This window comes from Paenibacillus allorhizoplanae (genome assembly GCF_927798215.1).
GTDB lineage: Bacteria > Bacillota > Bacilli > Paenibacillales > NBRC-103111 > Paenibacillus_E > Paenibacillus_E allorhizoplanae.
In genome coordinates, this window is sequence record NZ_CAKMMW010000002.1 from 1 (window position 1) to 24,729 (window position 24,729).

At 43.8% G+C, this 24,729-nt stretch carries 17 protein-coding genes and 1 riboswitch; of the genes, 1 reads left to right on the plus strand and 16 read right to left on the minus strand.

What is annotated here, in order from left to right; all coding sequences use genetic code 11:
• Positions 1-209: 209 nt before the first annotated feature.
• The 9 genes from L6I86_RS02570 to L6I86_RS02610 form a co-directional block, all read right to left on the minus strand.
• Positions 210-1,421: a VWA domain-containing protein gene (locus L6I86_RS02570; RefSeq protein ID WP_236284369.1), complete on the minus strand. Its 1,212-nt coding sequence runs from the start codon at positions 1,419-1,421 to the stop codon at positions 210-212.
• A 3-nt stretch (positions 1,422-1,424) separates the two neighbouring features.
• A complete protein-coding gene (locus L6I86_RS02575) occupies positions 1,425-3,791 on the minus strand; it encodes a DUF5682 family protein (protein ID WP_236284370.1) in 2,367 nt (788 codons plus the stop codon).
• Positions 3,749-4,840 carry an ATP-binding protein gene (locus L6I86_RS02580; RefSeq protein WP_236285624.1) on the minus strand — a complete coding sequence of 364 codons (1,092 nt, stop codon included), beginning with the start codon at positions 4,838-4,840 and terminating at the stop codon, positions 3,749-3,751. Before L6I86_RS02580 ends, L6I86_RS02575 begins: the two co-directional genes overlap by 43 nt.
• Entirely contained in the window at positions 4,816-6,654 is a 1,839-nt protein-coding gene (locus L6I86_RS02585) for a HEAT repeat domain-containing protein (protein WP_236284371.1), read from the minus strand. Before L6I86_RS02585 ends, L6I86_RS02580 begins: the two co-directional genes overlap by 25 nt.
• Before the next feature lie 24 nt (positions 6,655-6,678).
• A complete protein-coding gene (locus L6I86_RS02590; protein ID WP_236284372.1) occupies positions 6,679-8,115 on the minus strand; it encodes an SWIM zinc finger family protein in 1,437 nt (478 codons plus the stop codon).
• Between the two features lie 163 nt (positions 8,116-8,278).
• The gene (locus tag L6I86_RS02595; protein WP_236284373.1) at positions 8,279-9,238 is read right to left on the minus strand and encodes a D-2-hydroxyacid dehydrogenase family protein; all 960 of its coding nucleotides are present in this window, start codon (positions 9,236-9,238) and stop codon (positions 8,279-8,281) included.
• 18 nt (positions 9,239-9,256) lie between these two features.
• Entirely contained in the window at positions 9,257-10,240 is a 984-nt protein-coding gene (locus L6I86_RS02600; RefSeq protein ID WP_236284374.1) for a glycoside hydrolase family 43 protein, read from the minus strand.
• 45 nt (positions 10,241-10,285) lie between these two features.
• Positions 10,286-10,801: a GrpB family protein gene (locus L6I86_RS02605; RefSeq protein WP_236284375.1), complete on the minus strand. Its 516-nt coding sequence runs from the start codon at positions 10,799-10,801 to the stop codon at positions 10,286-10,288.
• 36 nt (positions 10,802-10,837) lie between these two features.
• On the minus strand, positions 10,838-11,632 hold the full coding sequence (locus tag L6I86_RS02610) for a Nif3-like dinuclear metal center hexameric protein (protein WP_236284376.1): 795 nt from the start codon (positions 11,630-11,632) through the stop codon (positions 10,838-10,840).
• A gap of 361 nt (positions 11,633-11,993) precedes the next feature.
• Between L6I86_RS02610 and mreB the strand changes: the two genes are divergently transcribed.
• Positions 11,994-13,040 carry a rod shape-determining protein gene (gene mreB / locus L6I86_RS02615; protein WP_236284377.1) on the plus strand — a complete coding sequence of 349 codons (1,047 nt, stop codon included), beginning with the start codon at positions 11,994-11,996 and terminating at the stop codon, positions 13,038-13,040.
• 49 nt (positions 13,041-13,089) lie between these two features.
• On the opposite strand, the gene L6I86_RS02620 is transcribed toward mreB, so the two are convergent.
• From L6I86_RS02620 to icmF, 7 genes are all read right to left on the minus strand, one after another.
• Positions 13,090-14,370, minus strand: coding sequence for a sensor histidine kinase (locus L6I86_RS02620; protein WP_236284378.1), 1,281 nt, complete (start codon positions 14,368-14,370; stop codon positions 13,090-13,092).
• A 338-nt stretch (positions 14,371-14,708) separates the two neighbouring features.
• Positions 14,709-15,665, minus strand: a complete 957-nt coding sequence (locus L6I86_RS02625) for a sensor domain-containing protein (RefSeq protein ID WP_338113349.1) — start codon at positions 15,663-15,665, stop codon at positions 14,709-14,711.
• A 147-nt stretch (positions 15,666-15,812) separates the two neighbouring features.
• The gene (locus tag L6I86_RS02630; protein WP_236284379.1) at positions 15,813-17,501 is read right to left on the minus strand and encodes a methyl-accepting chemotaxis protein; all 1,689 of its coding nucleotides are present in this window, start codon (positions 17,499-17,501) and stop codon (positions 15,813-15,815) included.
• A 68-nt stretch (positions 17,502-17,569) separates the two neighbouring features.
• Positions 17,570-17,667: riboswitch (guanidine-I (ykkC/yxkD leader) on the minus strand.
• Positions 17,668-17,797: 130 nt separating this feature from the next.
• Positions 17,798-18,697, minus strand: a complete 900-nt coding sequence (locus tag L6I86_RS02635; RefSeq protein WP_236284380.1) for a polysaccharide deacetylase family protein — start codon at positions 18,695-18,697, stop codon at positions 17,798-17,800.
• 265 nt (positions 18,698-18,962) lie between these two features.
• Positions 18,963-20,045 (minus strand): acyltransferase family protein, encoded by a 1,083-nt coding sequence (locus L6I86_RS02640; protein WP_236284381.1) that lies wholly within the window; start codon positions 20,043-20,045, stop codon positions 18,963-18,965.
• A gap of 404 nt (positions 20,046-20,449) precedes the next feature.
• Entirely contained in the window at positions 20,450-21,217 is a 768-nt protein-coding gene (locus L6I86_RS02645; protein WP_236284382.1) for a sugar phosphate isomerase/epimerase family protein, read from the minus strand.
• A gap of 89 nt (positions 21,218-21,306) precedes the next feature.
• Complete coding sequence (gene icmF, locus L6I86_RS02650) at positions 21,307-24,585, minus strand: fused isobutyryl-CoA mutase/GTPase IcmF (RefSeq protein WP_236284383.1); 3,279 nt, start codon at positions 24,583-24,585, stop codon at positions 21,307-21,309.
• Positions 24,586-24,729 lie beyond the last annotated feature (144 nt).

Below are 24,729 nucleotides of genomic sequence, written 5' to 3' on the forward strand. Positions count from 1 at the left end.
TGTTCACCCATTGTGAACACCTCCTCGTTGTATCTATTATCTTAAATCTGTTAACGAGGTGTCCACTTTTTATTCTAGTTGCAGTTTTACAGTTAAATCGATTTTTCGAGGAAATTTCACAAAAATAGCTGTATATTTTCCAGTTAATACCTCTGTTACTTCTGTTACTTCTGTTACCTATACTACCTCCGCTAACTCTACTGATTCTATTACTTCTGCCCCTGCTTCACACGCTCGGCAAGCACGGAAAGGTCTTGCCCTTTCAAAGCACCTTCAATCAACTCAGGCAGCTTATCTGGTGAACAGCCAAAACATGGAATGCCCTGCTGAGCCAGCTTTTTCGCAACAACATCGTCGTAAGAAGGCACGCCTTGGTCTGTTAAAGCAAGTAAACAGATCGTTTTCACACCGGATTGATGCATGTCGATCAATCGTTGGATCATCTCTGTTCGGTTGCCGCCCTCATAGAGATCCGAGACCAAGATAAATAACGTTTTCTTCGGCTCTGCTATAAAAGAAGAACAATACGCGAGGGATTTGTTAATATCGGTCCCCCCGCCCAGCTGAATCCCAAACAACATATCTACGGGATCGGTTGCACATTGTTCGCTTAAATCCACAACCTCCGTATCAAAAGCCACCACATGCGTATCTAACGCAGGCATACTGGCGAAGATCGAACCGATGATTGAAGCGTAAATGACGGAACCCGCCATGGAACCGCTCTGATCGATATCGAGGATGACTGTCCACTCCTTGCTCCGCCTAGCACGATCGAAGAAATATACCTTATCTGGCAGCAAGAGTCCTCTCTCTTGGTTGTAGTTCTTCAAATTCTTACGGATGGTTGTGTTCCAGTCCAAACCAGAAGCAGACGGCAGTGGTGAATGCTGCCTGCGGTTAAGCGCACCAGTAACGGCTCTTCGTAAATCATGCGAAAGTCGCTTCACGATTTCATCGACAACCGCTTTGACGAGCTGCCTCGCGGTTTCTTTTGTTTTCTCGGGTATTTTCCCTTTGAGCGCCATTAACGTCGCCACCATCTGAATGTCAGGCTTAACTTGAGACAGCAGTTCTGGCTCAAAGAGCAGCTGTTTCAAGCCTTTGCGCTCGATGGCATCAGACTGGATGACAAAGACAACATCTGGCGGGAAAAAGGTACGGATATCGCCAAGCCACTTGGCTAGCTTGGGTGACGATGGCCCTAGTCCGGCTGCTTTACGTGAATTGCCACTCTGGGTGGCATCCTCTGCGCTGATGCCGCCTGTGTCATCATAAATGGCTGCAAGTGCCTCATCCATTAGCCGAGACTCTTCGTCGAGCATAGCTTCTCCTGCACCATATGACTGCAACTTCTCTTCGGAAGCTGCGCCTAATATCAACCGCCAACGTTTCATTTGCTCTTGATTGATCGTTGTCATAGGCTACAAATCCCCAAAATCAAATTCATTGAGCTCATCCAGCTTCTCCTTCTCTTCCTCGCTTAAAGGTTGCTGTAAAGCAGCACCAGCTGTATCTGCACCAACACCCCAAATATCACCCATCATTTCAGCCACTGCCGCCTTCTCCCTAGGCTCGAATGAGCTAAAAGCTCGGCGCAGAAAGACAAGTGAGCGATGGAAGGCGTCCTTCTCCAACGATCCGATATACGCATCGAGTTGTTGCCACAGTGTTACCCTTGATAATAGGGCATATCGGTTACGCATGGACATCCCTTCGAACCATCCTGCACCTAGGTCGACGGGGATTCCAGGAGACAGTCGGCGCGAAACCTCTCGTTCGACCTGTTCATCCGCAATCTCATTACGTTCAAGCAGAATGGCGAAGGCGAAGCCTGACAACATCGCATTCCGATCATCGCGTGAAGCCAAATCCTGCAGTTTGTTGAACCATAACCTGTCATCGACCTGGTTATAATGTTCTTGGGCAACGGTATGGAGCGACTGAATTCCCCTCACCATGCCCCCAGCGGCATCATCGTTGCAGCCACAAGCATCCACAAGCAACAGCGTTCCCCGAAGGAATAGTTGCTGTAGCAGCGGAACTAACGTTTCCGTTTCAATGCGGCGAATAGATCCATATCGGATCAGAACGGATAGTTCATAAGCAGCGCCAGCTATCTGTTCAAAGTTACCAGCGTCTACGGCAAGACCTTGCAGCGTGGTTATGGCTTGATCCATGAGCTCCGTTAAATTGCAATCGCAAGCAATACGAATCATGTGTGAAGCTTCCGTAATGTCTGCACACGCCTCAAGCTTTTCCTTTAGCACGAAAGCGGCTGCCAGCTCGATCGTCTCCCCTTTCAAGGTGGATTCAACCGCCTGAATCTCGCTCTCTGGTGTCCAACGGAGCACCCAATTCTCTGCCCAAGAGGCGGAAGCTTGGTGGACACGCTCTTTCCTGGCAAACTGAATACCTAGCAGTTCCAATCTCTGTAAAAGAATAGAACGTTTTAAGTCCAGATACGCAGCTTCCTCGGACTTTACTCTTCGGTTTTCCCGCAAGTCCAGCTCTAGCGTCGTAGCTACCGCTGTTTTATACTTATCAAGCTTAAGTCTCTTAAGCTCTCTATTCAAATCGTCTTGAATTGGTGTTTGGCTAACGCCTTCGGGCAAACGACCAATGGCCGTGCCAATATCCGTTCTTGCCAATGCCTCCGCAATCGTTGAGAGCTCGCCAAAACCAAGGCAGACAATCGCCGCGTCGCGTAAGTCTTTCCAGGTCGGCAAGCTTCCATTATGCATGGAAGCAAGCGCCTCCGCAAGCCTTACAGCCTCAATCAGCGAAGCGGTCGACCGATAAGTGCCATGCGCTCTTAGATGAGCCGCTACTTGGGAGAAATAGAGCGCAGGAAGCTTGTGAAGATCGCCGCTTTGCAGACACTGCCAAAACAATTCAAAATAAGCAGGCGCCTCATTCCCAGCACCATAGCCGGAATGCGAAGATAGCTTATAGTAGGAGTAAGGCATCAGCGTCAACTTGGTTGTTGTTTTCGGCAGGTCCTTTAATTCTTCATCTGTCATTGCAGGGGCTTGCAGATTCATCGCTGAGGCGTGATGTGCACCAGTGACGACAACAATTTTGTCAGGATCATGACCCTCAGCTATGGCATCTTGAATTTTACGTCTCATATACGCTTCTCGGATTTCATTATATGCGGCTTCCTGGGGGGCAAGATGCAGCTCTTGCCTTGAAGTAAGCTCACGCATTTGCTTGGAATACTGATGAATACTTTGCCGATACGCATCATGATTCAAGTTATGTTCATAATGCCGTTCCCAATACGCCTCATAGTCCGGCTCCTCGGAAAGTTCAGCAATCCGTTGATATAGCGTGCTTTGTTCCTTTGCATATAAGTGAAAGTCATCAGCTTCTTGCGACTGAGAATCGGTTGCAATTCGCTTAAGCTGCCGCTGTTCATATAGCGCCAAAGCATGCACAGACGGCAAATCAATAAATGCAGCTTGCGCCTGGTTATGGCTAGCCCATACAAAAGCCTGATACTCTGGCGAATAATTGGCATACGGATAGAGGAGTGTCCTTACCGGCAGCCCATCCGTGTAGGCTAGAATCGCAATCGGCGGCACAACACCAAGCGATGTCATCTCCCGAATCAAATGACTTGCATCGCTAGGCCCTTCAATGAGGACAATCGTAGGCTGTATCTCTTCTAAAAAAGCTAGAAGGTGATGCGCCCCAGCAGGCGATAGATGTCGTATTCCAAATACATGAACCCCCGGACTTGTGCCTAATTGTTCATCTCCGAACACGCGAAGTACAGATTTCTCCATGTCGATCCTCGCTTTTTCATCACATTTTCAAGATATTCCTTCCAGACGACGCGATCCTTCTCTTCGTCCTTGACAATTGCGCCTTGAAGCCCTGCTGCGATATCTTCCTCACTGATGCGTCCGCTGCCAAAGCTTCCGGCAAGGGCCATACTGCCGGTCAGCAGTGAAATCGCTTCTGCTGTCGAGATAACTCCGCTCGGCCCTTTCACCTTCTCTTTGCCGTCAAGCGTCATGCCACTTCGCAGCTCGCGGAAAATCGTCACAACCTTCCGCACCGCTTCCTCGTCCGGAAGCGTCGCTTTCAGTTCATAGCTGGCCGAGATTTCGCTGACCCGCTTGCGAACAATCTCTACTTCCGTCTCGATTTCCGATGGAGACGGAAGCACAATGATGTTAAAGCGGCGCTTCAATGCCGCTGACATCTCATTTACACCACGGTCACGCGTATTGGCCGTCGCGATGATGGAGAACCCTCTGGACGCGAATAGCTCTCTACCCAATTCCGGAATCGAAATGGTTTTCTCCGATAGAATCGAGATTAAGGCATCCTGTACTTCCGAAGCACAGCGGGAAATCTCTTCGAATCGTGCAATTTGGCCAGATTCCATCGCGCGGAATATAGGGCTTTTAATAATGGCCTGATCAGAAGGTCCTTGTGCTAGCAACATCGCATAATTCCACGAATATCGGATTTGCTCCTCGCTCGTACCGGCTGTACCTTGGATGACCTTTCCGGAATCCCCAGTAATCGCAGCGGTCAAATTCTCCGAAAGCCACGACTTCGCCGTCCCTGGTTCCCCAATTAACATCAAGGCTCGATCGGTTAATAGCGTAGCGATTGCCATTTCCACTAATCGTTTATTCCCGATATATTTGGGTGTGATGTTAATCCCTTTCACTTGTCCGCCTGTTAGAAAAGTAAGGACGGCTTTCGGTGAAAGCTGCCAGCCAGCAGGTTTAGCATCCTGATCTAACGCTTTCAATGCCTCTAATTCTTCAACATATAGCCTCTCAGAGGGCAATCTTACGACATCTTGCTTTTGATCCATCCCCATAATCCCTGTCCCTTCTCTACATAATTTGAACGATCTTCAGATACGGTTTCTGGCTCGAATTCCTGCTTTGCCGCAATGGTATCAGCGATATCCAGCAATTGACTTTTCATGCCCTGATAGGATAAGCCTTCTGCGAATTGTCGCAGTCTTTCCGCATAGGGCTTAGGCAGCAGTGTAAGCAGCAACAGTTGGATACGATCCAAGTAGTAGAACTGCTTGTTTCCGCCTTTCTCCAGTAGGTTCATGAGAAGTTCAGGTGCCTCTGGAACGTTCTGACGGAATAAGATCAGCAAGGAATGTGATATTTTCGTTTGCGTAAAGTTAGGATGTTCTTCACACTTTTTAACGAGATAAGCTGTTACTTTCGGGTCTGATTCTTGAGCAAATCTGACTACCAGCTCTTCCTCATCTAATTTTATGAAGAGGTTTATCCATCTAGGATCCCATTTCCAAAGTTTGGAAGAAACGACTGCGTCATTGGCATACAATTGTGCATGCAACGATGGCGTCACTTCATACACAACACGAAGTAAATCCTTGGCTGCTGTTGATTTTTTGTCTTTGAGATCATGGCAATAACGCTCATAAATATCCGCAGGAGAGAGTATTCGAAGCGCCGCTCTAAAGCTGTACGCAATGAATTTACGGTTGTGGACCTCGTGTAAGGTTACAGCGAACTGATTCGATTCCGGCAGATCCAATTCCAGCAATAAATTCGCAGCTGCCTCTTGTAGAGCTTCCGTTTCTGGAACGATAAAGCTGGGCGAAGCCAGCATATGCACTAATAAGTTAGCGACTTCAGGCACTCTTTTACCATGTAAACTGCGGATATCGGCCATCAATTGTTGTGTGGATTCCACGACATTCGTGCGAAGGTTAATGTGGTTAATCATCGTAGTGGCATGATCAATAATACTTTGTGTCAGCTCATTTGCCTTACACAATTGGATCGGCTCAATGGCGATATCTTGATCCTTGGAATTTAGCGCTTTATATAAGCGAGCAATGGCTTCCTCTGTTCCAAGACGAGACAAGGCGAACAGTGCGGCTCTACGAATCTCCTTTTTCTTATCATCGGCCTGCTCCAAAATGAAAGCTTCTTGCTCTGGAAAGTCACTCAACAGCTCAATGGCCATAGAGCGGACTTCTGTCGACCCATCCTTTGCAGCTTGCAGAATCAGTTCTAAATCTGGTACAGGTTGTAAACGATGAAGAAGCTCCAGCCGTCGAGCATCCCCTTTCCCACCCTCCAACATAAATTGCTGCTTCAGAGCAGGAAGTGCTGCCGCTCCAAGTTCTGGTATTACCTGATTTTGAAGAAAATCAGGGATCTCCGCATAGCTGTCTTCTAATGCAGAAACGGCTGCTGGAATTACGCGCAGATCATGATACAACAACTCTTCTTGACCAAGTCGCAGCTGCTCCATGCGTCCTTGACCCTTTTGCGTCAACGCTTCAATCAGCGGATAGACTTTGCGATAAGGAAACGTTGTGGGAGGTGTACTTGCAATATCATCTGCCAATACAGGGGTGGGCTCATCTTGGGACTCCGTCTTCCCTTGTGTGTACAGGACCGAGTTCAGCAATATGCCCAGCTCCAACAGCTTCTCAGCTGAATGGCTCGTTTCCGTTTCTAGAACTAGGCTAACTGACTGTGCGATTCGCTTAAAAACCGGTGCTGATTCGGCCAGTTTGTTTAATTGGGGAAGCATTTTCTGCAAACGTAGATCGCCCGCCGCCATCCCGCTCCCCGCGATAAACAAACGCCGCACTTCATGCTGCAACTCAAACAATATGTCTATACTCATGGAATCGTCTCCTAATTCTATTCATCAATACAGCAGGCGAATGATTTCATTGGCAGAAATAATACTCAGTGGCTGTGCTTCAAGCCGATTATTCGCCCAATTATGTTCAAACATGACAAGCATTACCTGATTCTCGAGATGAGGTTTCGCTAACATGGTAATCAAGGAAGTTGTTGCTTCATGAAGATACGGAATGTTGGCAAGGGGTAGTTGTTTACCCTGTTCATCTATTAATACATAGCAAGTTGCTGTCTTTTTTATTTCTGCATAACGAAGCAATACAATCGGATGCTTGTCAGAAAGTGGGTTTTTGATGAGATTTTTCACTTGTTTGATGACATCTGTGAATGATTTCGAAGCTGCTTGCCGGATGTTCTGAAAATCTTGCGGTCCCGCTTCCCGGTATGTCGCTTCCTCAAATCGCACCCTTGTGTTCAGTTCACCAGGGTAAACAGCAAGTTCTTTCGCATGTACGACCTGAAAAACAGAGTCTTCTTCACGAATATATTTGGCAGCTCGAAAAGGTCTGTACGTTCGTGTTATATGGATTTGTCCAGTTTGAAGATCAGCCCAATACCCCTCATCGATGAACTCACCGCGCGCAGGGTCCGAGTATGATCGGAACGATAACTGCAGCAGATCAATGTCGTTGCGTACACGGGAAAGTTCTCTAAGCTCGGCGATTTGCCAGGCATGTCCGATCCATTCTTCCAATGTTGTTACTGCATCGATAGTCATCTCCGGATTTTCCAATCGACTGCTCAGGTACTCTTTACTTTTCTTTAGCAAAGGATGTAAGATTGTAAGCTGTTCAATGCTTACCGGATACACTTTCTCTCGTTCTAACTCGCTTCTGAATAACAGGATGAACTCCCTAAGTGCTGATTGGATGCCTGGAATGAAGTAGTTACCTAACTGTTTCGCTTGCTCATCAGCCGTTTGAAGTGCTTTTTTATCCAAGCTGCCAAGCCCAGAAGTAACCAGTTGGAGAATCAATTTCTCAGCTATACTTATACCCTCAAGCTGTGCCGTGATTTTTTTGAATAGCGACGACTTGTTCGGTTTACGCTTAGGAGCAGGAGCATCAGTGGCAGTAGCTTCCTTTTGCTTCTCTTCCCGTTTTTCAGCTTTTTCTCTCTTATCAGCAATATCTTGAGGTATGGGGGCAATCGTAAATGTCTTACCTGAGGTGAATGCATACATCAATCCGAGGTTGTGCTTGCAAGGGAATTGTCGGCTTGGACATGTGCACCGGAAGACCGGATTGCCTTCTTTTATGACATCGACTGAACATTGATAGGGATCCTTGCCGCTTCCCTTGCACTCCCCAAAAATGATCGTTCCATCTTCTGACTGACAGAGCAGCGGAAAGCTGTTTTTCTTCACCAAATCTTTGCCATTCTTGATTGCACTGCTATTGAGTGCCAGGCTGTCCACATAGGTTTCTGTTAAATGGTTCATCGTGTACTCCTTATAACTTGGTCATACAACCCTTTTCCACAGAATTCCTGAATTTCCTTTTTCATGGGCAAATCTTGCCATAATGCATGTGTATGTAAAAAACCTGAGACATAGTCTCAGGTTCCATTTTCTGTTTCTTTTATCAACACACTACACAGATTAATTAATTCAACCTCCGAATCGGTGTTCCGGATAAATAGGCTTCAATATCTTCTACCACTTGTTTGTAAAAGGCTTCATAATTCGCTTTTGCTACATAGCCAATATGTGGGGTTGTGAGTAGATTCGGGAGTGACCGATAGATATCATCCTTGGGCAATGGTTCCACTTCGAACACATCTACCGCCGCTCCAGCGATCCATCCACCCTGCAAGGCTTCCGCGAGTGCGGCTTGATCCACGATTGGAGCTCGAGACGTATTGATCAAATAGGCCGATGGCCGCATTCGCTTCAGGTCTTCCGCACGAATTAACCCTCTTGTACGGTCACTTAATACCAGATGAATAGACACAAAATCACTGATCGCCAGCAGTTCCTCTTTAGAAGCCGCAAGTCCTACACCGACCTCATCGGCCCGCTCTTTCGTTAAATTTTGGCTCCAAGCTATCACATCCATGCCGAATGCCTGGCCAAACTTGGCAATCTTCGTACCCAAATTACCAAGTCCAATGACACCAAGCGTCTTGCCGTACAGATCTGCGCCAACCGTACTTTGCCATTGTCCATTGCGAACCGCATTGTGTTCCGTGACAATGTTACGCGCAAGGCCTAATAACAGTGCCCACGTGAGTTCGGCTGTTGCATTGCCAGCTCCTCCCGTGCCGCAAACGATAATGCCTTGCGATGCAGCGGCGGTCATATCTACAGAAGCATTGCGCATCCCCGTCGTAATAAGCAGCTTCAACTTAGGAAGCCTTGCGAGCAACTCCGCGCGGAAAGGAGTCCGTTCACGCATAATGACGATAATTTCGCAGTCTGCGATCTGTTCAACCAGCTCATCGATGTGGTCGATATGTCGATCGATCCGAGTGACCTCCACCTTATCCATAATCTGCGACCAATCCGCAGAGGTCAGTGCTACTTGCTGGTAATCATCTAGTATCGCACAACGTAGTTTCATCATAACGATATCTCCTTCGTATTAATCTAATTGGCGAACCACTTTGAAGCTATCTCCTGTGTCTGCCATTTCGAACAATTTGCACCTTGATTTAGGCATTTGAAAAGGTTGATGAAGGATCAGCATCCAGATTCCTTCAAATGTCTGGAACATCATCCCGTGACCACTGTCCTCCTTCACAAGTGGAGGAAGCTGTTCCCATGGACCTTGCAAATAACCGGTAATCGACCGGGCGATGGTTTGCACATAATTGCCTGCCTGATAACTGGACCAAAGCATTATCAACTGACCACCTGAAGTACGATACAATTGACAACCGTCCGTGACATAAACACGAATGTCGCCTTCGGGGAGTGCCTCTTCGTTATCCCAAAGCGCTTCCGAGCCGTTGAACAAATGAATCGGTTCGCCAACTGCTTCAGATAGATCGTCCTTCAACCGCACAGCTTCAATCGTACCATCAATGGTTTGAATCCACTCATGACAATATACCATCCAAGGTATTTCATCATCATCCACATATAAAGTTCCGTCAAGTGTCATCATCGTTTCTGGAAGAACATGGGATTCGTCATTTAACAATTGAAAAGGCCCTTCCAGTAAATCACTAACGGCAATTACGGACCCTCTCCAATGCTTGGAATACCCTTGAATCGGTTCTCCATCTAATTGTCTGTCATTATTATGTAAGGTGACGAACAGATAGAAGCGCCCCTTGTACGCATGCACTTCTGGTGCCCAAGCGCCATGCTGCGGATGAGCCCAACATCCTTCAGGAACGGTGAATACGATATAGGGACCTTCCCATTCGGATAAATTCGTGCTTTTATACGTGAGGACACCATACCCTTCCATCCCATGTAACTTTGGAGACCCTCCCGTGTACAAATAATATACGCCATTATCCTTATCGGCAAAAACGAAAGGGTCGTGTGCAGGAATGTCGGATAGTTGTAGTCCTTTTTGTGGATTATTTACATCACAGGCTAAATTGTATACAGGCATATGAAATCAACTCCGTTATAAGGTGTGATCATGTAAGGATATGCTCTACTCTTTTTGGGCCAATTCAATCATAGATTGGATGAATGGTGCTTTCATTTGCGTATACGTCGCTCTATCTTCAACATACATGGAAGCAAGATGCTTTTTGAGCTCGGCATAAGCTGCTGCTTGCTCAGGATGGCTTCTAAGATAATTCCTGAATAGAAGATTATTGCGCCATTCATCACTACTTTGTTCATAAACATGAAGGTGATGTGTGCCCTTCTTCCGCTCCCCCTTACGAAAAAACCTACGATTGGGAAATTCTAAGTTGGGAACATATACATACTCTAGTGTTCTTAATGGTTCTACAAACAGGTCTGTTTCGTCCAGATTCTTCACACTAATCGCGATATCTAGGATCGGCTTGGAAGGCATCCCCATGATTGAGGTGCTTCCGATATGCTCGATTTGAATGGCATTGCTCGGTAACATTTGCGATATCTTCTTTTTCTCACTCTCGAACTCTTGGATCCAATCTGAATTATAAGCTACGATGACAACTTCTTGTACCACTTGCATCCTCCTTTCCTTTTCGAAACAAAGACTTCGCTCTGCTTATAATACTTGAAAAACCGGTCTTTCTTTCACATAGTGAAGAGGAATCTCTGGATATATGTTTCTTAGTTTATTTGCCAGGAATTCCATTCCAGGCTCTTCACTCTCCGCATGACCAAGCACGATTAATGCCTTATGTCTTCCTTGATAGACAGCATCCCTTACATATTCAGGCGTTTCCCATTCAGGACCTTCCCCATAAATAATTAGGTCAAGTTGCTCTCTTTCAAATAGTGGAAGCGCATTCTGACTACCACCACGATAACCTGCTAGTAGGCCGATTTTTGAACACAGCAGTTCACGATCGCCATGTGCGCGTACGAAGCTAATTCCAAGGCGTTTCTTCACATGCTCTGCGATATTGAATACGGTTTCAGTGGGGATATGCACGATAGAGTATGCAGGATGATGCTCTTGTACGTAAGGCATCCAATCGAGAGTCTGAATCAATCCTTCCATGACACCATCTGGTGTATAGCGGTGCAAGTAATCGTGGAATCGAAATAACGCAATACCCGATGATTCCAGAAGTCGACGCTTATCCTCATAGACAGGATCGTCTTTTAGTTTGGACGTATCATCATGGTGCGAAAAAAAGGGTGCTTCGTGTGCAATAATAAGATTCGCTCCCAGGCTAATCGCTTGCTCAATAACAAATTGTGTCGGCATGAAGGCCGTCACAATACCGGTCACCTCGGTGTCAGGATGACCAAACTTCAGGGTATCGACAGTTTGCTCAAGCCTTGCGACCGGGGAGATTAACGCATCGATAACTGTTTGTATGTTTACACGCATCGTTTGTCCCTCTACTCCTTCATGGATTTGTGCTGATTCATTAATAAATATTTTTTAAATCCCTTGCTAATTGAACCGATAGAGTCCGAATAGTTGATCTCGATCTGTTTTTTCTGCTTCACGAATCAAATGTATCAGACGCTCATTTTATCCTCCATGTCGAATTATATTTCTCGTTGTTTGCATACAAACACCTAAGTTGAATGATCTCCTTAAGTGGGATTAGTTAACTATTCGTTGTCTTATAAATATTTCCTTTGTCGTCAGCCCCCTTAAATCGACAACTGAACAAGAATACTATACAGACGTGAATGCCACCTCCCCACCAAGCCTGATTATAATTCAAAGGAGGAAACAAGTAATGTTCAAACAGTTCGATAAGTTATTTGGGATAGATTTAGGTACTTCCAACACCGTTATTTTCGAAAAGGGTAAAGGTATTGTGCTGAATGAACCCTCCGTCGTCGCATTTGATCACCAAACAGGTGAATTAATAGCTGCAGGATCCGAAGCGCAAGCGATGATTGGACGAGCGCCTGCGCATGTGGATATCACGTATCCATTAATACATGGTGTCATCGCTAATTTTGACAAGACCAGCACGATGCTGAACTATTTTATAAAAAAAATTCAAGGTAGACCTTCTTTTCTTCGTAGTTCGCAAATTTACATTACGGTGCCGTGTGGCATTACGAACGTGCAAAAACGAGCGATTGAAGAAACCATCGTTCATCGGGGTGCCAAAAAAGCGATTGCAATCGAAGAACCTATCGCAGCGGCGCTTGGCGCTGGACTTATGCTAGACGAACCTATCGGTCATCTAGTCCTCGATATTGGTGGCGGAACCTGTCAAGTAGCCGTATTGTCACTTGGTGGCATCGTCGCAAGTCATACGATCAACCGAGGTGGCCTTTCGATCGATCGCGATATTATGGATTATGTGAAACGTCAATATAACATGGAAATCGGTGAACGAACCGCGGAGCTTATAAAAATGCAAATCGGAACTGCCACCCTTTCAGCGGAAGAACGCTCTATAGAGATCCGTGGACGTGATTTGGTTCATGGATTACCTCGCTCTATCCGCTTGGTCTCAAGTGAAATCTATACGGTGGTTAATGAATTCTTGGATGCCTTGATCGAGGCGATCAGAGCAACGTTAGAGCTTTGTCCACCAGAGCTGGCGGGCGATGTCATGGAACAAGGCATCTTGCTTTGTGGAGGCGGTGCATTGCTTGAGGGAATCGATGAACGTATTCGTGCGGAAACTGGGGTTGCAGTACATATCGCGGAACATCCACTCGAATGCACAGCGCTAGGAACAGGATTAATGCTTGGCGTGTACAGAACGAAAAGCAAACCACTCATGCAGCAAGACTCGACTCAAGAACAAATCGCTGTTAGTTAATAAAAAAGCTTAGTCTGCGAGGCGATGGCCCTCAGACTAAGCTTTTTGGTTATACGGACCAGAGTGGCATGATCACCTTCAGTTCCGTACCTTCTGCCGTACTATTTACGATTTCAATATAACCGCCATGTGAGTTAATAATGCGTTGCGAAATCGACAATCCCAAACCCATACCTGTTTTTTTGGTTGTATGGAATGGTGTGAAAATGTGATCCCATTCATCTGGATGAATACCAGAGCCAGTGTCTGTTATTAGGATATGAATCTCATTATTCTTCGTATAGTAGTCAATCTTGAGAACTTTACGAGCTGATTTCTCCATGGCATCAATACTATTATTAATTAAATTAATGAGGACTTGTCTGACTTTATCTCGATCTATCGAAACGATGATATTTTTATGCGAATTGAATTCAATGTTTACGTTCTTTTCTTTCGTACGTATGGAAGTCAAGGCAATGGATTCGTTAAGAACATCCAGAATGTCAGCTTCCTCCGTTTGAATTTTGCCACTTTTGATAAAATGATTATAGTTCGTAAGGATACTGTTCATATGGTCGCCAGCAATGCCAATATGATTAATCATTCCTTTGGCGCTGCCATCCAATTCCTCATTGCGTGATAAGAGGTCGGAATAACCTTTCACAACCGTAAGCGGATTATTAATTTCATGAATGAGTCCAGAAGTCGATATTTCAATTTGTTCTTCTTTCTCTTTCCTTTTCAAAATTTGAGAGGTGTCTCTTATCATTCTTGTACTCATATGAACAAAAATAAAGAAAATAATGATAGAAAACAACATGACGGCAATTTGGCTTGAATAAATGAAAGTCCCTGCTTGTAAATTCAATACGCCGATCATATACGTTAAAAGAAAAGTAAGACTAAATAAAGTAAGGAAATTTCTCACATATTTATCTGTTACTTTTCTACTTGCAACTAACGTTAATAGAATGCTTACTACTAATAATTTAATGTGGTTAACAAATAAGCTGCCCCATGCGCCATAAATGGGGTACAAGACGGTAACCTGATTACCGATGCCTTGAATCGACTTTAATCCTAGTACACCAAGATCTGTCCAATTGATGATATAAATAAAGACAGACCACAAAACATACGCGCTAAGCGTATACTTATTTATGAGTAGATTCATCCATTTCGCTTCATCTTTGGATAGATGTTTTAGTGAAATATAGCCAACATACAAAAATGCTGGAGGCAGCATAATCGAACCAATTCGCAGGAGCTGAAACAGAAATAAGATAGAATCCGTTTTTATGACGTCGTTGCTATATAACACACTGACATCTAATTGCCATACACTCATGAAGAACATGAAAAGTACCATGGCATTGGTTAGTTTCGTTTTAAATAACATTTTGCACGACATACCTAAAAATAGAGGTACCAAGGACATAGCAGCCATTAGAATAAAATTCATAAATGAACCTACTTTCAATATCACAATTGTTTGATAATTTCCGCATACGCCAAAGTTGTTATTGCGATATCTAGCACATTCCTTAAAAAAAGACCTACAACCATCGGTGGTTGTAAGCCAGTTGTTAGGACTCCGTGAATTATAGCATATATCTCACATCTCATGGAATAGGAGTTATTACACATATTTATGGAAAATGAATGCTGAACTGTGTGACTTCCCTTTTAAAAAAATTGATATCCGTTCTTTCCATTTGCTTTAGCCCGGTACAAGGCATTATCCGCATTTTTAAGTAAAACTTTTAACAGATTGTTTTCACCTGCCGGATAAAGCACAATGCCTATGCTAACTGATAAATTGAACGCTTCTAACTGAGTATCCCACGTTGATAACCGTGAAAGCAATAAATCAGCTAGTTTACTAATTTCTACTCGGCTCGTGAGATCAACTAGATTAATAACGAATTCATCTCCCCCTAATCTAACCGCAAAACCTTGATGCAGCTGCACGAAATTCTCAAGTCTTAATGCGACTTCCCTCAATACTAAATCCCCAGTTTCGTGTCCATACAAGTCATTTATCTTCTTAAAACCATCCAAATCTAGAAACAACAAAGCGCCTCCAGTGGTAGAGCTTTCTTCGAAATATTTATAAAGAAACTGCCGATTATAGAGTCCCGTTAAGGAATCCCTGTAGGCAAGTCGTTCCAAATCTAAGTAATAGGAGAATAACTTAGCTATTCTTTGGAGCATGGTTATGCTCTTCTTGTTAATTTTTTTGGCATTTGTATGTACCGCACACAATGTCCCAAATGTATCTCCATTTGACAGAATAATAGGAATCCCTAAATAGGAATTAATATTAGCCGCAACGAGTGCTTGTCTTAAATCATCTAAGTTCGCTTCTCTACTCATATCTTCAAAAACTAAAGGTGCATTGTTCTCAAAATCAATTCGGTTACAAACCGTCTCGTTAATCTTAATAACCATACCCTCATTAATAGCGATCTTTTCATTAGATTCGGAAAGCTTTAATATGATTTGTTGTTTTTTGGTAAGAGAAGTCAAATAAATTAAACGGTCAGGCATCGTTTCTTTGGCCATCTCTAGAATATCTTTCGCAAGTTCATCAAAGTTTTTATAAAATTGCAATTCATTAAGTGGTATTAGAATCGTAATCACACTCCAAAATTTGAAATTAAGCACATATCCGATATTTCGTTGTATTCAACAGTAAAAGACTTTACACCTGCTTGAAACAATCTTGCCTAACAATCGGATGCAATAAAAAACGAGCCAACGCAATAAGCGTTAGCTCATATACTTCAATTAAATGTGAAAACGTTGAATCTGGATATGTAATTCATCCGCTACCTGTGTTAGTGTTGCCGCATGTTCCATTGCGAGTTCTACCGTTTCTAATTGTTTTTGCACCATATCGGATACAAACTTCGTGTCTCTGCCAGTATGCTTACTAATTTCAGCTGCCTCGCTGAATGATGCATAGATTTGCTCTGATCCCGCGGCCATCTGTTGTGAAACGCCGGATACTTCCAGTGTATTCTGAAAGATTAGCTGGATATCTGTTCGAATTTTCTCAAACATTTCTCCCGCATGCTCCATGCTAGTCAGACCCGCGCCAACCTCTACCCCGCCTTGATCCATTGCAACATCTGCCTCCGATAAGTCTGCTTGAATTTGCCCAATCAACTGCGTGATATGTTCAGCCGATTGTGTGCTCTGACTAGCAAGCTTCCTAACCTCATCAGCTACAACTGCGAATCCTCTACCGTGCTCGCCAGCATGGGCAGCTTCTATAGCTGCATTAAGTGCCAAAAGATTCGTCTGGTCGGCTACCTCTCGCATCCATGCAACCACCTGATAGATGGCTTGTGATTTCGCGTTCACTTTCTTCACAGCTTGATTCGCGTGCTGCACCGATTCCGTAAGTGCATACATACCAGCTACCGCTGAGGCAATAGACTTGCTCCCCATCGTTGCTAGTGAAACAGATTGTTCCGATTGCATGGCCATCGTCGACATATGATCAGCGACACGTTGGATGTCTGATGCAATTTCCCCCATGGCAAACGAGCTCTCTTCGATCCCTTTGGCTTGCGAATTCGCCCCATCCGCCATATTCACGGCTTTCTGATCAATATCACGTGTAATCTTAGCAGTTTGTTCGGAAGACGTGACTAGATACTTTGTTGCTAAGTTAACTCTGTCAGCGGATTCCCTAACTTGATGAATGAGTCCTTGAATCATATCCATCATTTTATTAAAAGATTGAGCTAACTGGGCAATTTCATCTTTGCCTTGGATTTGAATGCGTTCACGTAAATCACCTGAACTTCCAGACAGCTCGTCCAGCTTCGATTTCACTCGGTTCATTCGAGAAAGGATATGCCTAGTTACCCCCAATGCGATAAGCACAGCAATTAGTATAGAACATGCAAGCACCACCATTGCAATTGCGGATCGTTGCTTCACGAGAGTTGCCGTTTGAAGGGAACGTTTCTCGATATGCTGCTCCTGCAAGTGTTGAAATCGGTTTAATAATTCAGCAAAGTGTACTCGAAGTTCTGCATAATCACCTGCAAAAATGCGCAACGTCTGCGTTTTATCGCTAGCAGCGAGTTCCATCATTTTGGTTTCCAACTCAACCAATTTCACATTACCTGCATCCAAATCACGGAAGATCTGTTTCTCTTCTTCTGACTGTAGGAGGCTCACCGTTTCCTTGATATGGTTATCGATTTGTATGGCATAATTGTTATAAGTATCACTTTCTGATTTGTTTCGAGGATCAATAATAATCCCTCTAACCGAATCCGTTAACCGGATATCTTCGTATCGTATTTGATTAGCCAAGTTTAGTAAATGAACGTCATCATGCGCAAATCGTTCAAATGAGGAAGACGTCTGACGAAGTGACGCATATAGAATGGAAAGCGAAATTAAAAATAATCCAACAATAACTCCAAATCCTAACAAAAGCTTTCTTCTAATCGTCATCTGAACCCCTCCAATAAGTCACTTTATCCAAAGATAAAATAAAAGCCCGAAAGGTATCAGAATCGATAACCTCCCGGGCTTTTATCCCTCCGTGAACACAGTGCGCTGTGTGTTTTCTCTCGGACCTGACCGGCGAATAGGCCGCGGAACCCTAGAAAACTTTTAATATGTTAGATAATATAACATATAATTCAACATTATCAAACAAAAAAATTTATAGAACGCCCTTAACGTTATTTATTCTTACATTATTCCGAGATTTTTCACCAGATATCTTTATTTTCTCTGAATACAGACTATTTCTGATCGTACAATTGCATCTTTTTAAGTAAAATATCGGAAGAAACATAGGGCATTCCTGCACTTATGCGTGAAATTTCCTCATTGTTCCCTGTGTTAATGTCTTCCTTCGTCGTAAAAAACAACGAAAATCCTTGCCGTGTCGCTTCCTCAACAACTGACTGATTATATTCCCCTAATGGGAAACAAAGGAATGAAAACTGATTGTGAAGCTTTGTCTTCAGAAACAACTCACCCAATAACAAATCTTCTCTCACACGCTGCTTCCTCTCTTCTTCCGTCTCCGATCTTTTCTCTTTAGACAACCAGATTCGATTCGTCAGAGGTGGTACTAGGTTACCAGATTCATCTCGTTTTTTCTGATGTAGATCATAGGTATGTGAGTAAAAGCTAAATCCATCACGTCTCATTTCAATGATTTGACTCCAGGTCAGAAAGGGCAAAGATGGATTATCGGAATCTACATCGCTCAGGATAAGGAAATTCGTCGCCGTATATCCCACCTGCTTCAGCAGAGGATAAGCTTTGTCATAAAATGATCGGTAGCCATCGTCAAATGTTATCACCACTGCGTTCGGAGGTAATGGGGTCCGATACGCATGGAAACAAGCGTAGTCCTCGATAGAAACAACATTATAGTGCTTATCTTTAAGAGCCTGCAGGTGCTGTTTAAATTTGGCCGGAGTAATTGTGATGAAAGACTCCTGATCATCGAGATGATGATAGGTTAGAAATAACGCCTTATTTTTATAATGAATGGAAGTGGCATCTGTGTTGGGGGTTGAAGCAGAACTCATTTTAGAAGCGGAACAATAGGAATCCAATGGATTTGCTTGATGTCCTGTCTGTGTCCAACCCCCTGTGAGAAGAAGCATAAGCATGAAGTATACAGGCAATTGTGATCAACCTCCCTAACAACTCCTGAACTATCCCTACAATATACTCACGGAGATAACAGTTAGAACGGGAAGGCAACAAGTCTACTATTACTATTTCACCTCATTACAACTATACGGTTCACGCATGGATTTGGCTGAAAGTAGCTTTTGTTCGCTTTTGCGTGGGATAAGGAATCTGGTACTAGCAATACTGGTTTGGTAGCTAAGTAAGTGTTACCACATAAAAAGCCTCCCTTTTTAGGGAGGCGGTTAGGCAATTCAGCTATGCATTAGGATTAGGCATTGCATTACTTTTAATCGTTTCTCTGCGCGTAGTTATTCCGAAGCGTATTCTCTTTCTTAACGGCTCTTCAAAGTAAGTGTAAATTACTGCACTTAAGCTAATTGAGATAACAAATGCAATGAATGCCCGTGACACAGATCCGAGAACGAAGAAGTCTAAGTAACGAATAACTAAATCGTGAACCATATAAAAAGAAAAGCTTATTTCACCAAGATATACAAGTCTACTGTTGGAGAATGCTTTTGAAAATACTCCTCGCTGAAATGCGAAAGTGTAAATTAATAAGCACCATACTGGAATGTAATAAACACTATACCTTAGTGTTTGAGTAATGTTTGGAGATAGAAATATCCAAACAACAAGCAATATTAAGGCGCTTATTTCAATGACACTAAAAGTTGAGCTCTTTAATGTGCTTCTTTTTGTTTGATAAACATAAGTTAGCCCAAGGAGAATACCGCTTATAAAATCAAGAACCCTGAAAAAAGGGAACACATTGTAAAACCACCAACTCAAGTGAATATCACTAATCGGTGAGAAAATAGTCGCGTAAACCGCTACTAACCAAACGAGTGTTAATAAAGAAACAGCTTTGGGAGTTGACTTAATTTTCATCTTCATGAAAATCCAAATAATAAAAGGGCACAACAAGTAAAATAACAATTCGGCTGACAAGCTCCATGATACCAGGTTAAAGTCCAATGTGTAACCAGGTATGTAGCTTTGGAGTAGAAATAGATTAATTGCAGAGATCACACCAAGCTTTATTAAATACAGGTTTTTTGGATGAAATCCGATAAGCACGAGAGGTGTTGCAAGGAAAAATGTTAATACATGGACAGGGTAAATTTTTGCCAATCGTGCAATGTAAAACCTTTTTATATTTCCTGTATTTAGTTTTTCTATTTTTGAATGATAATTGGCAGCTAATATGAAGCCAGATAAGACAAAGAAAAACGAGACACCTACAGGTCCAAGTTGGAATTTCTCCAAAAATCCAATATGCCACATGAAAACCATTAGTGCGGCAAAAAATCTAAAAGACGTTAGCGGTTTTAACAAAAGGGCCCCTCCTTATACGTTGTTCTTTATAAAGAACGACAATTTGATTTTACAGCTCATTCCAAATTATTACAAGTGTTTGTTCGATGTTTTGTAATTGGGTTTAATTTATTTCTAGAGAGGCGCGTGAACAACAACATGTACAATAAACTAAAAAATGACTTAATATGTATATCAACCACTCAACAAGCTGTAACAACAACCTCTGCTGGAGTACTAGGAGCAAGTCACGGAGAAAAATCGTGAAAACTAGCTAAAATTGACTAATTCTGTGCGTGGCACGGAACTTGGAGGGTGGTAAGCCGATTTTTTCGACTAAGCGGTGCGCAGCGTGGTTCTATCGAGCACAAAAAAAAGGAGCCAAGCGCACACATGCGCCTAGCTCCTTTGTCATTCAAGTCAATCTACCCCTTCAATCCTAAGCGAGCAAGATTAGCGAAGCTAATCTCCAAGCTTTCGAAAGGATTACGTCCGTAGCAGTCATCCTGCTCGACAGCCGCCCACTCCACGCCGATTTCCTCGCAGGCTTGAATAATGCCTTTGAAATTCATATTCCCTTCACCGACTTCGGCGAAACGCTGTTTCCGATCTGGCGTTATGCACATATCCTTGAAATGAACGACTTTCATTCGTCCGTCAACCTTGCGAATCCACTCGATAGGATCGGCTCCGCCAGCTTGCACCCAATAAACGTCCAACTCAAAATCTACGGCTTCAGGATCAGACTCGTCAAATAATATCTCCATACCTGTTTTCCCATCATATTTAGCAAATTCGAAATCATGATTATGATAAATGAACTGTAATCCAGCACTTTTCAATTGTCTGCCAAAATCGGAAGCTTGCTTGGCAAAGGTTGCATAACCTTGGCTCGTTTCACGGAATTCTGGCGGAAGCCCACCTAATCCAACATACTTGCAATCCCAGGCCAAATGTTTCTCAATGACAGAATCCATATCGTTTAACAAATCGTTATACCCGATGTGCGTAGCACAAATGCTCAAGCCTTCTTGATCCGTAAGCGCTTTAAATTCATGAATACCAATAGGACCAACACCTGAAGCTTGCACGGAGTTGTACCCCAGCTGCTTCACTTTCTTCAAGCTGTCGCTAATGTCCTGTGGGGTTTGCAGAAAGTTACGAACAGTATACAATTGCGTGGCGATTCTCATTCATCTCACTCCATTCAACATAATTGGCTCTTTACATATATATCATGAAATGGGCGGATGAGCTATATGATTCTATTAACTTTTCAAATTTACATATTTCTACGATACTGTCCGCCTACTTCATATAAGGCATTTGTAATTTGCCCGAGCGATGCTACTTTAACCGTTTCCATCAGTTCTTCGAAAAGGTTCCCGTTATTGCGGGCTGTCTGCTTTAAACGTTCAAGAGCCGCAGGACATGCCAACTTGTGTTGTTCATGAAAGGCTTTCAGTCCAGCAATTTGAGTTTCTTTCTCCTCAAAGGTCGAACGTGCCAGCTCGATATCAACGGCAGGCTGATGATCACTCGGCTTAATGAATGTATTCACACCGATAATCGGCAGCTCTCCTGCATGCTTTTTATGTTCATACAAAAGGGATTCTTCTTGAATCTTTCCACGTTGATATTGCGTTTCCATTGCCCCTAACACTCCGCCTCGTTCATGAATTCGCTCGAATTCAGCCAACACAGCTTCTTCCACAAGATCCGTTAAATCATCGATGATAAAAGCACCTTGCAGTGGATTCTCATTCTTCGTCAAACCCAATTCCTTGTTAATGATCAATTGAATCGCCATCGCCCTGCGCACGGAATTCTCTGTCGGTGTCGTAATCGCTTCATCGTATGCGTTCGTGTGCAAGGAATTGCAATTATCATAGATCGCCATGAGTGCCTGCAGGCTGGTACGAATATCATTAAAGTCCATCTCCTGAGCATGTAAAGAGCGGCCTGATGTTTGAATATGATACTTTAACTTCTGACTTCGCTCATTGCCGCCATATTGATTTCGAATGACAGTAGACCAGATGCGGCGGGCAACTCTGCCCATGACGGTATACTCAGGATCGAGTCCATTACTGAAAAAATAAGATAAATTCGGCGCAAAATCGTCGACATGCATACCGCGGCTCAAATAATATTCTAGAAACGTGAAACCATTTGCTAATGTAAAAGCCAACTGCGTAATAGGGTTTGCCCCCGCTTCCGCAATATGATACCCGCTAATACTGACGGAATAATAGTTTCGCACCTGATGATCAATGAAATATTGCTGCATGTCACCCATCATTTTCAACGCAAATTCCGTTGAGAATATGCACGTGTTTTGCCCTTGATCCTCTTTCAAAATATCCGCTTGCACCGTTCCACGAACGGTTTGTAGTGTCCAGGCTTTCAATTGCACATACTCATCATCTGTAGGTTGCTCCCCAGTTCTCTGAACAAATTTCTCGACTTGCTGCTGAATCGCCGTGTTCATGAACATGGCCAAAATCATAGGCGCAGGTCCGTTAATGGTCATGGAAACGCTTGTAGATGGATGACATAAATCGAATCCAGCATAAAGCTTATTCATATCCGTTAATGTGCATACATTTACTCCACTATTCCCTATTTTCCCATAAATATCGGGTCGATAGTCGGGATCATGGCCGTACAAGGTGACACTGTCAAATGCCGTTGACAATCGTTTCGCTTCCTCATTTTGGCATAAATAGTGGAATCGTCGGTTGGTACGCTCTGGTGTTCCTTCTCCGGCAAATTGGCGCTTAGGCTCTTCATTCGTTCGCTTAAAAGGAAACACACCTGCGGTGTAAGGAAAGTAGCCTGGCAAATTTTCTTTCAACAGCCAGTGAAGAATTTCCCCATCATCCTCGTATCTCGGCAAACTGATCTTAGGAATCTTACTCCCAGACAGCGATTCCGTAAATAGAGCAGATCTGATCTCTCGATCGCGAACGCGAGTAACGAGTTCATCTTGTGTGTAGGCTTCACGAATTGTTGGCCATTCTTGTAGCAGCTTGAGACATGTTGGGTGAAGATTCCTCTGATAATGCGCGATCATGTCATCGATTTTGCCTATCATCGCATCTGTTTCTCCCTTGGAATTAAACAAACTAGGATGCTCGGACAGCATCAGCGCTTTCGTACCCCGAAGTTGATACAGTTTACGCGCGATCCCGACCTGCTCCGATGTAAATTTCTTATACTGTCGAATCGTTTGTACAATGTCCCCGAGGTAACCGGTGCGGTTGGACGGTATGATCACATTCTTGGTTGTTACCGGTTGCAAAATCTCCTGCTCATCAATTGGCCAATCTCCACCTGTTTTGTCCGCAACGAGTTTCATAATCTTCTCGAATAGAACATTTGTTCCACTATCGTTAAATTGACTAGCAATCGTGCCAAATACAGGCATTTCCTGAACAGGTGTATCAAATAAGCCATGACTTCTTTGGAATTGTTTTCGCACATCACGCAAAGCGTCCTCGGAGCCACGTCGATCGAACTTATTGATAACAACCATATCGGCGTAATCGATCATATCTATTTTCTCCAGCTGCGTTGCTGCGCCAAATTCACTTGTCATTACATATATCGCCACATCACATAGCTTTACGATCGCAGAGTCGCCTTGTCCAATCCCACTTGTCTCCACAATCACCAACTGATAGCCAGCAGCCTGAACCACTTGTATGGCTTCCTTGGTGGCAAGGCTTAGTTCAGACTTCGCCCCTCGTGTCGCTAAGCTGCGCATATACACATTAGGACTGTTGATAGCATTCATACGGATCCGATCTCCGAGAAGTGCACCGCCTGTTTTCATTTTGGAAGGGTCGATTGAAATAATTGCGATGTTTCTGTCTGGATATTGGGCGAGAAATCGCCTGACCAGCTCATCCGTCAGCGTACTCTTCCCTGCTCCTCCTGTTCCCGTGATGCCAAGCACCGGTGACTGAGAAGATTGTTTATTAGCTAAAATAGGTACTACTTGCTCCCACTGTCCACTTCCAGCGACTTCTTCAGCTGTAGTTATCACGCTTGCTACCAAGCTCCAATGGTTTTCTTTTGAAATGTGTAGGTCATCTATGTCATGTGGAAGCTTCCTTGGTGTTGGGTAGTCAACTTCTCGAATCATGTGATTGATCATGCCTTGTAAACCAAGTTCGCGTCCATCGTCAGGTGAAAAGATTTTGGCAATACCATATTGGTGTAATTGATGGATCTCGGAAGGAACGATGACCCCTCCTCCGCCAGCGAATATCTTAATGTGCCCAGCACCTTTTTGCTGGAGAAGATCAAACATGTACGTTAAATATTCAACATGTCCCCCTTGATACGAGCTTATTGCAATGCCTTGCACATCTTCTTGGATAGCGGCATGGACGACTTCCTTGGCGGATCGGTTATGACCCAGATGGATCACTTCAACCCCCGATGCTTGCAAAATCCTTCGTATGATATGAATAGTCGCATCATGTCCATCAAACAAAGCTGCCGCCGTAACAAATCGTACTGGATTCTTGGGCCGATAGACTTGTGTGTTCACAGGAAACCCACCTTTATAGGATAGTCGTCGCAGAAGCATCCAAGCGTTGTTATCGCGTTTCACTCGATTTCTATGCAGATGAGCCGCAAATCATGTCCGCGTCATGTTCCAATGCCTACAATCATAAGCTATTAATTGAACCAC

Coding starts and splice junctions, on each gene's coding strand:
- L6I86_RS02605 (WP_236284375.1), bottom strand. CDS start 10,801: ATGCAAGTGGTACAAGAAGTTGTCATCGTAGCTTATAATTCAGATTGG.
- L6I86_RS02580 (WP_236285624.1), bottom strand. CDS start 4,840: ATGGATCAAAAGCAAGATGTCGTAAGATTGCCCTCTGAGAGGCTATAT.
- L6I86_RS02600 (WP_236284374.1), bottom strand. CDS start 10,240: ATGCCTGTATACAATTTAGCCTGTGATGTAAATAATCCACAAAAAGGA.
- L6I86_RS02610 (WP_236284376.1), bottom strand. CDS start 11,632: ATGCGTGTAAACATACAAACAGTTATCGATGCGTTAATCTCCCCGGTC.
- mreB (WP_236284377.1), top strand. CDS start 11,994: ATGTTCAAACAGTTCGATAAGTTATTTGGGATAGATTTAGGTACTTCC.
- L6I86_RS02585 (WP_236284371.1), bottom strand. CDS start 6,654: ATGAGTATAGACATATTGTTTGAGTTGCAGCATGAAGTGCGGCGTTTG.
- L6I86_RS02630 (WP_236284379.1), bottom strand. CDS start 17,501: ATGACGATTAGAAGAAAGCTTTTGTTAGGATTTGGAGTTATTGTTGGA.
- L6I86_RS02590 (WP_236284372.1), bottom strand. CDS start 8,115: ATGAACCATTTAACAGAAACCTATGTGGACAGCCTGGCACTCAATAGC.
- L6I86_RS02575 (WP_236284370.1), bottom strand. CDS start 3,791: ATGGAGAAATCTGTACTTCGCGTGTTCGGAGATGAACAATTAGGCACA.
- L6I86_RS02620 (WP_236284378.1), bottom strand. CDS start 14,370: ATGAGTGTATGGCAATTAGATGTCAGTGTGTTATATAGCAACGACGTC.
- L6I86_RS02645 (WP_236284382.1), bottom strand. CDS start 21,217: ATGAGAATCGCCACGCAATTGTATACTGTTCGTAACTTTCTGCAAACC.
- L6I86_RS02570 (WP_236284369.1), bottom strand. CDS start 1,421: ATGACAACGATCAATCAAGAGCAAATGAAACGTTGGCGGTTGATATTA.
- L6I86_RS02595 (WP_236284373.1), bottom strand. CDS start 9,238: ATGATGAAACTACGTTGTGCGATACTAGATGATTACCAGCAAGTAGCA.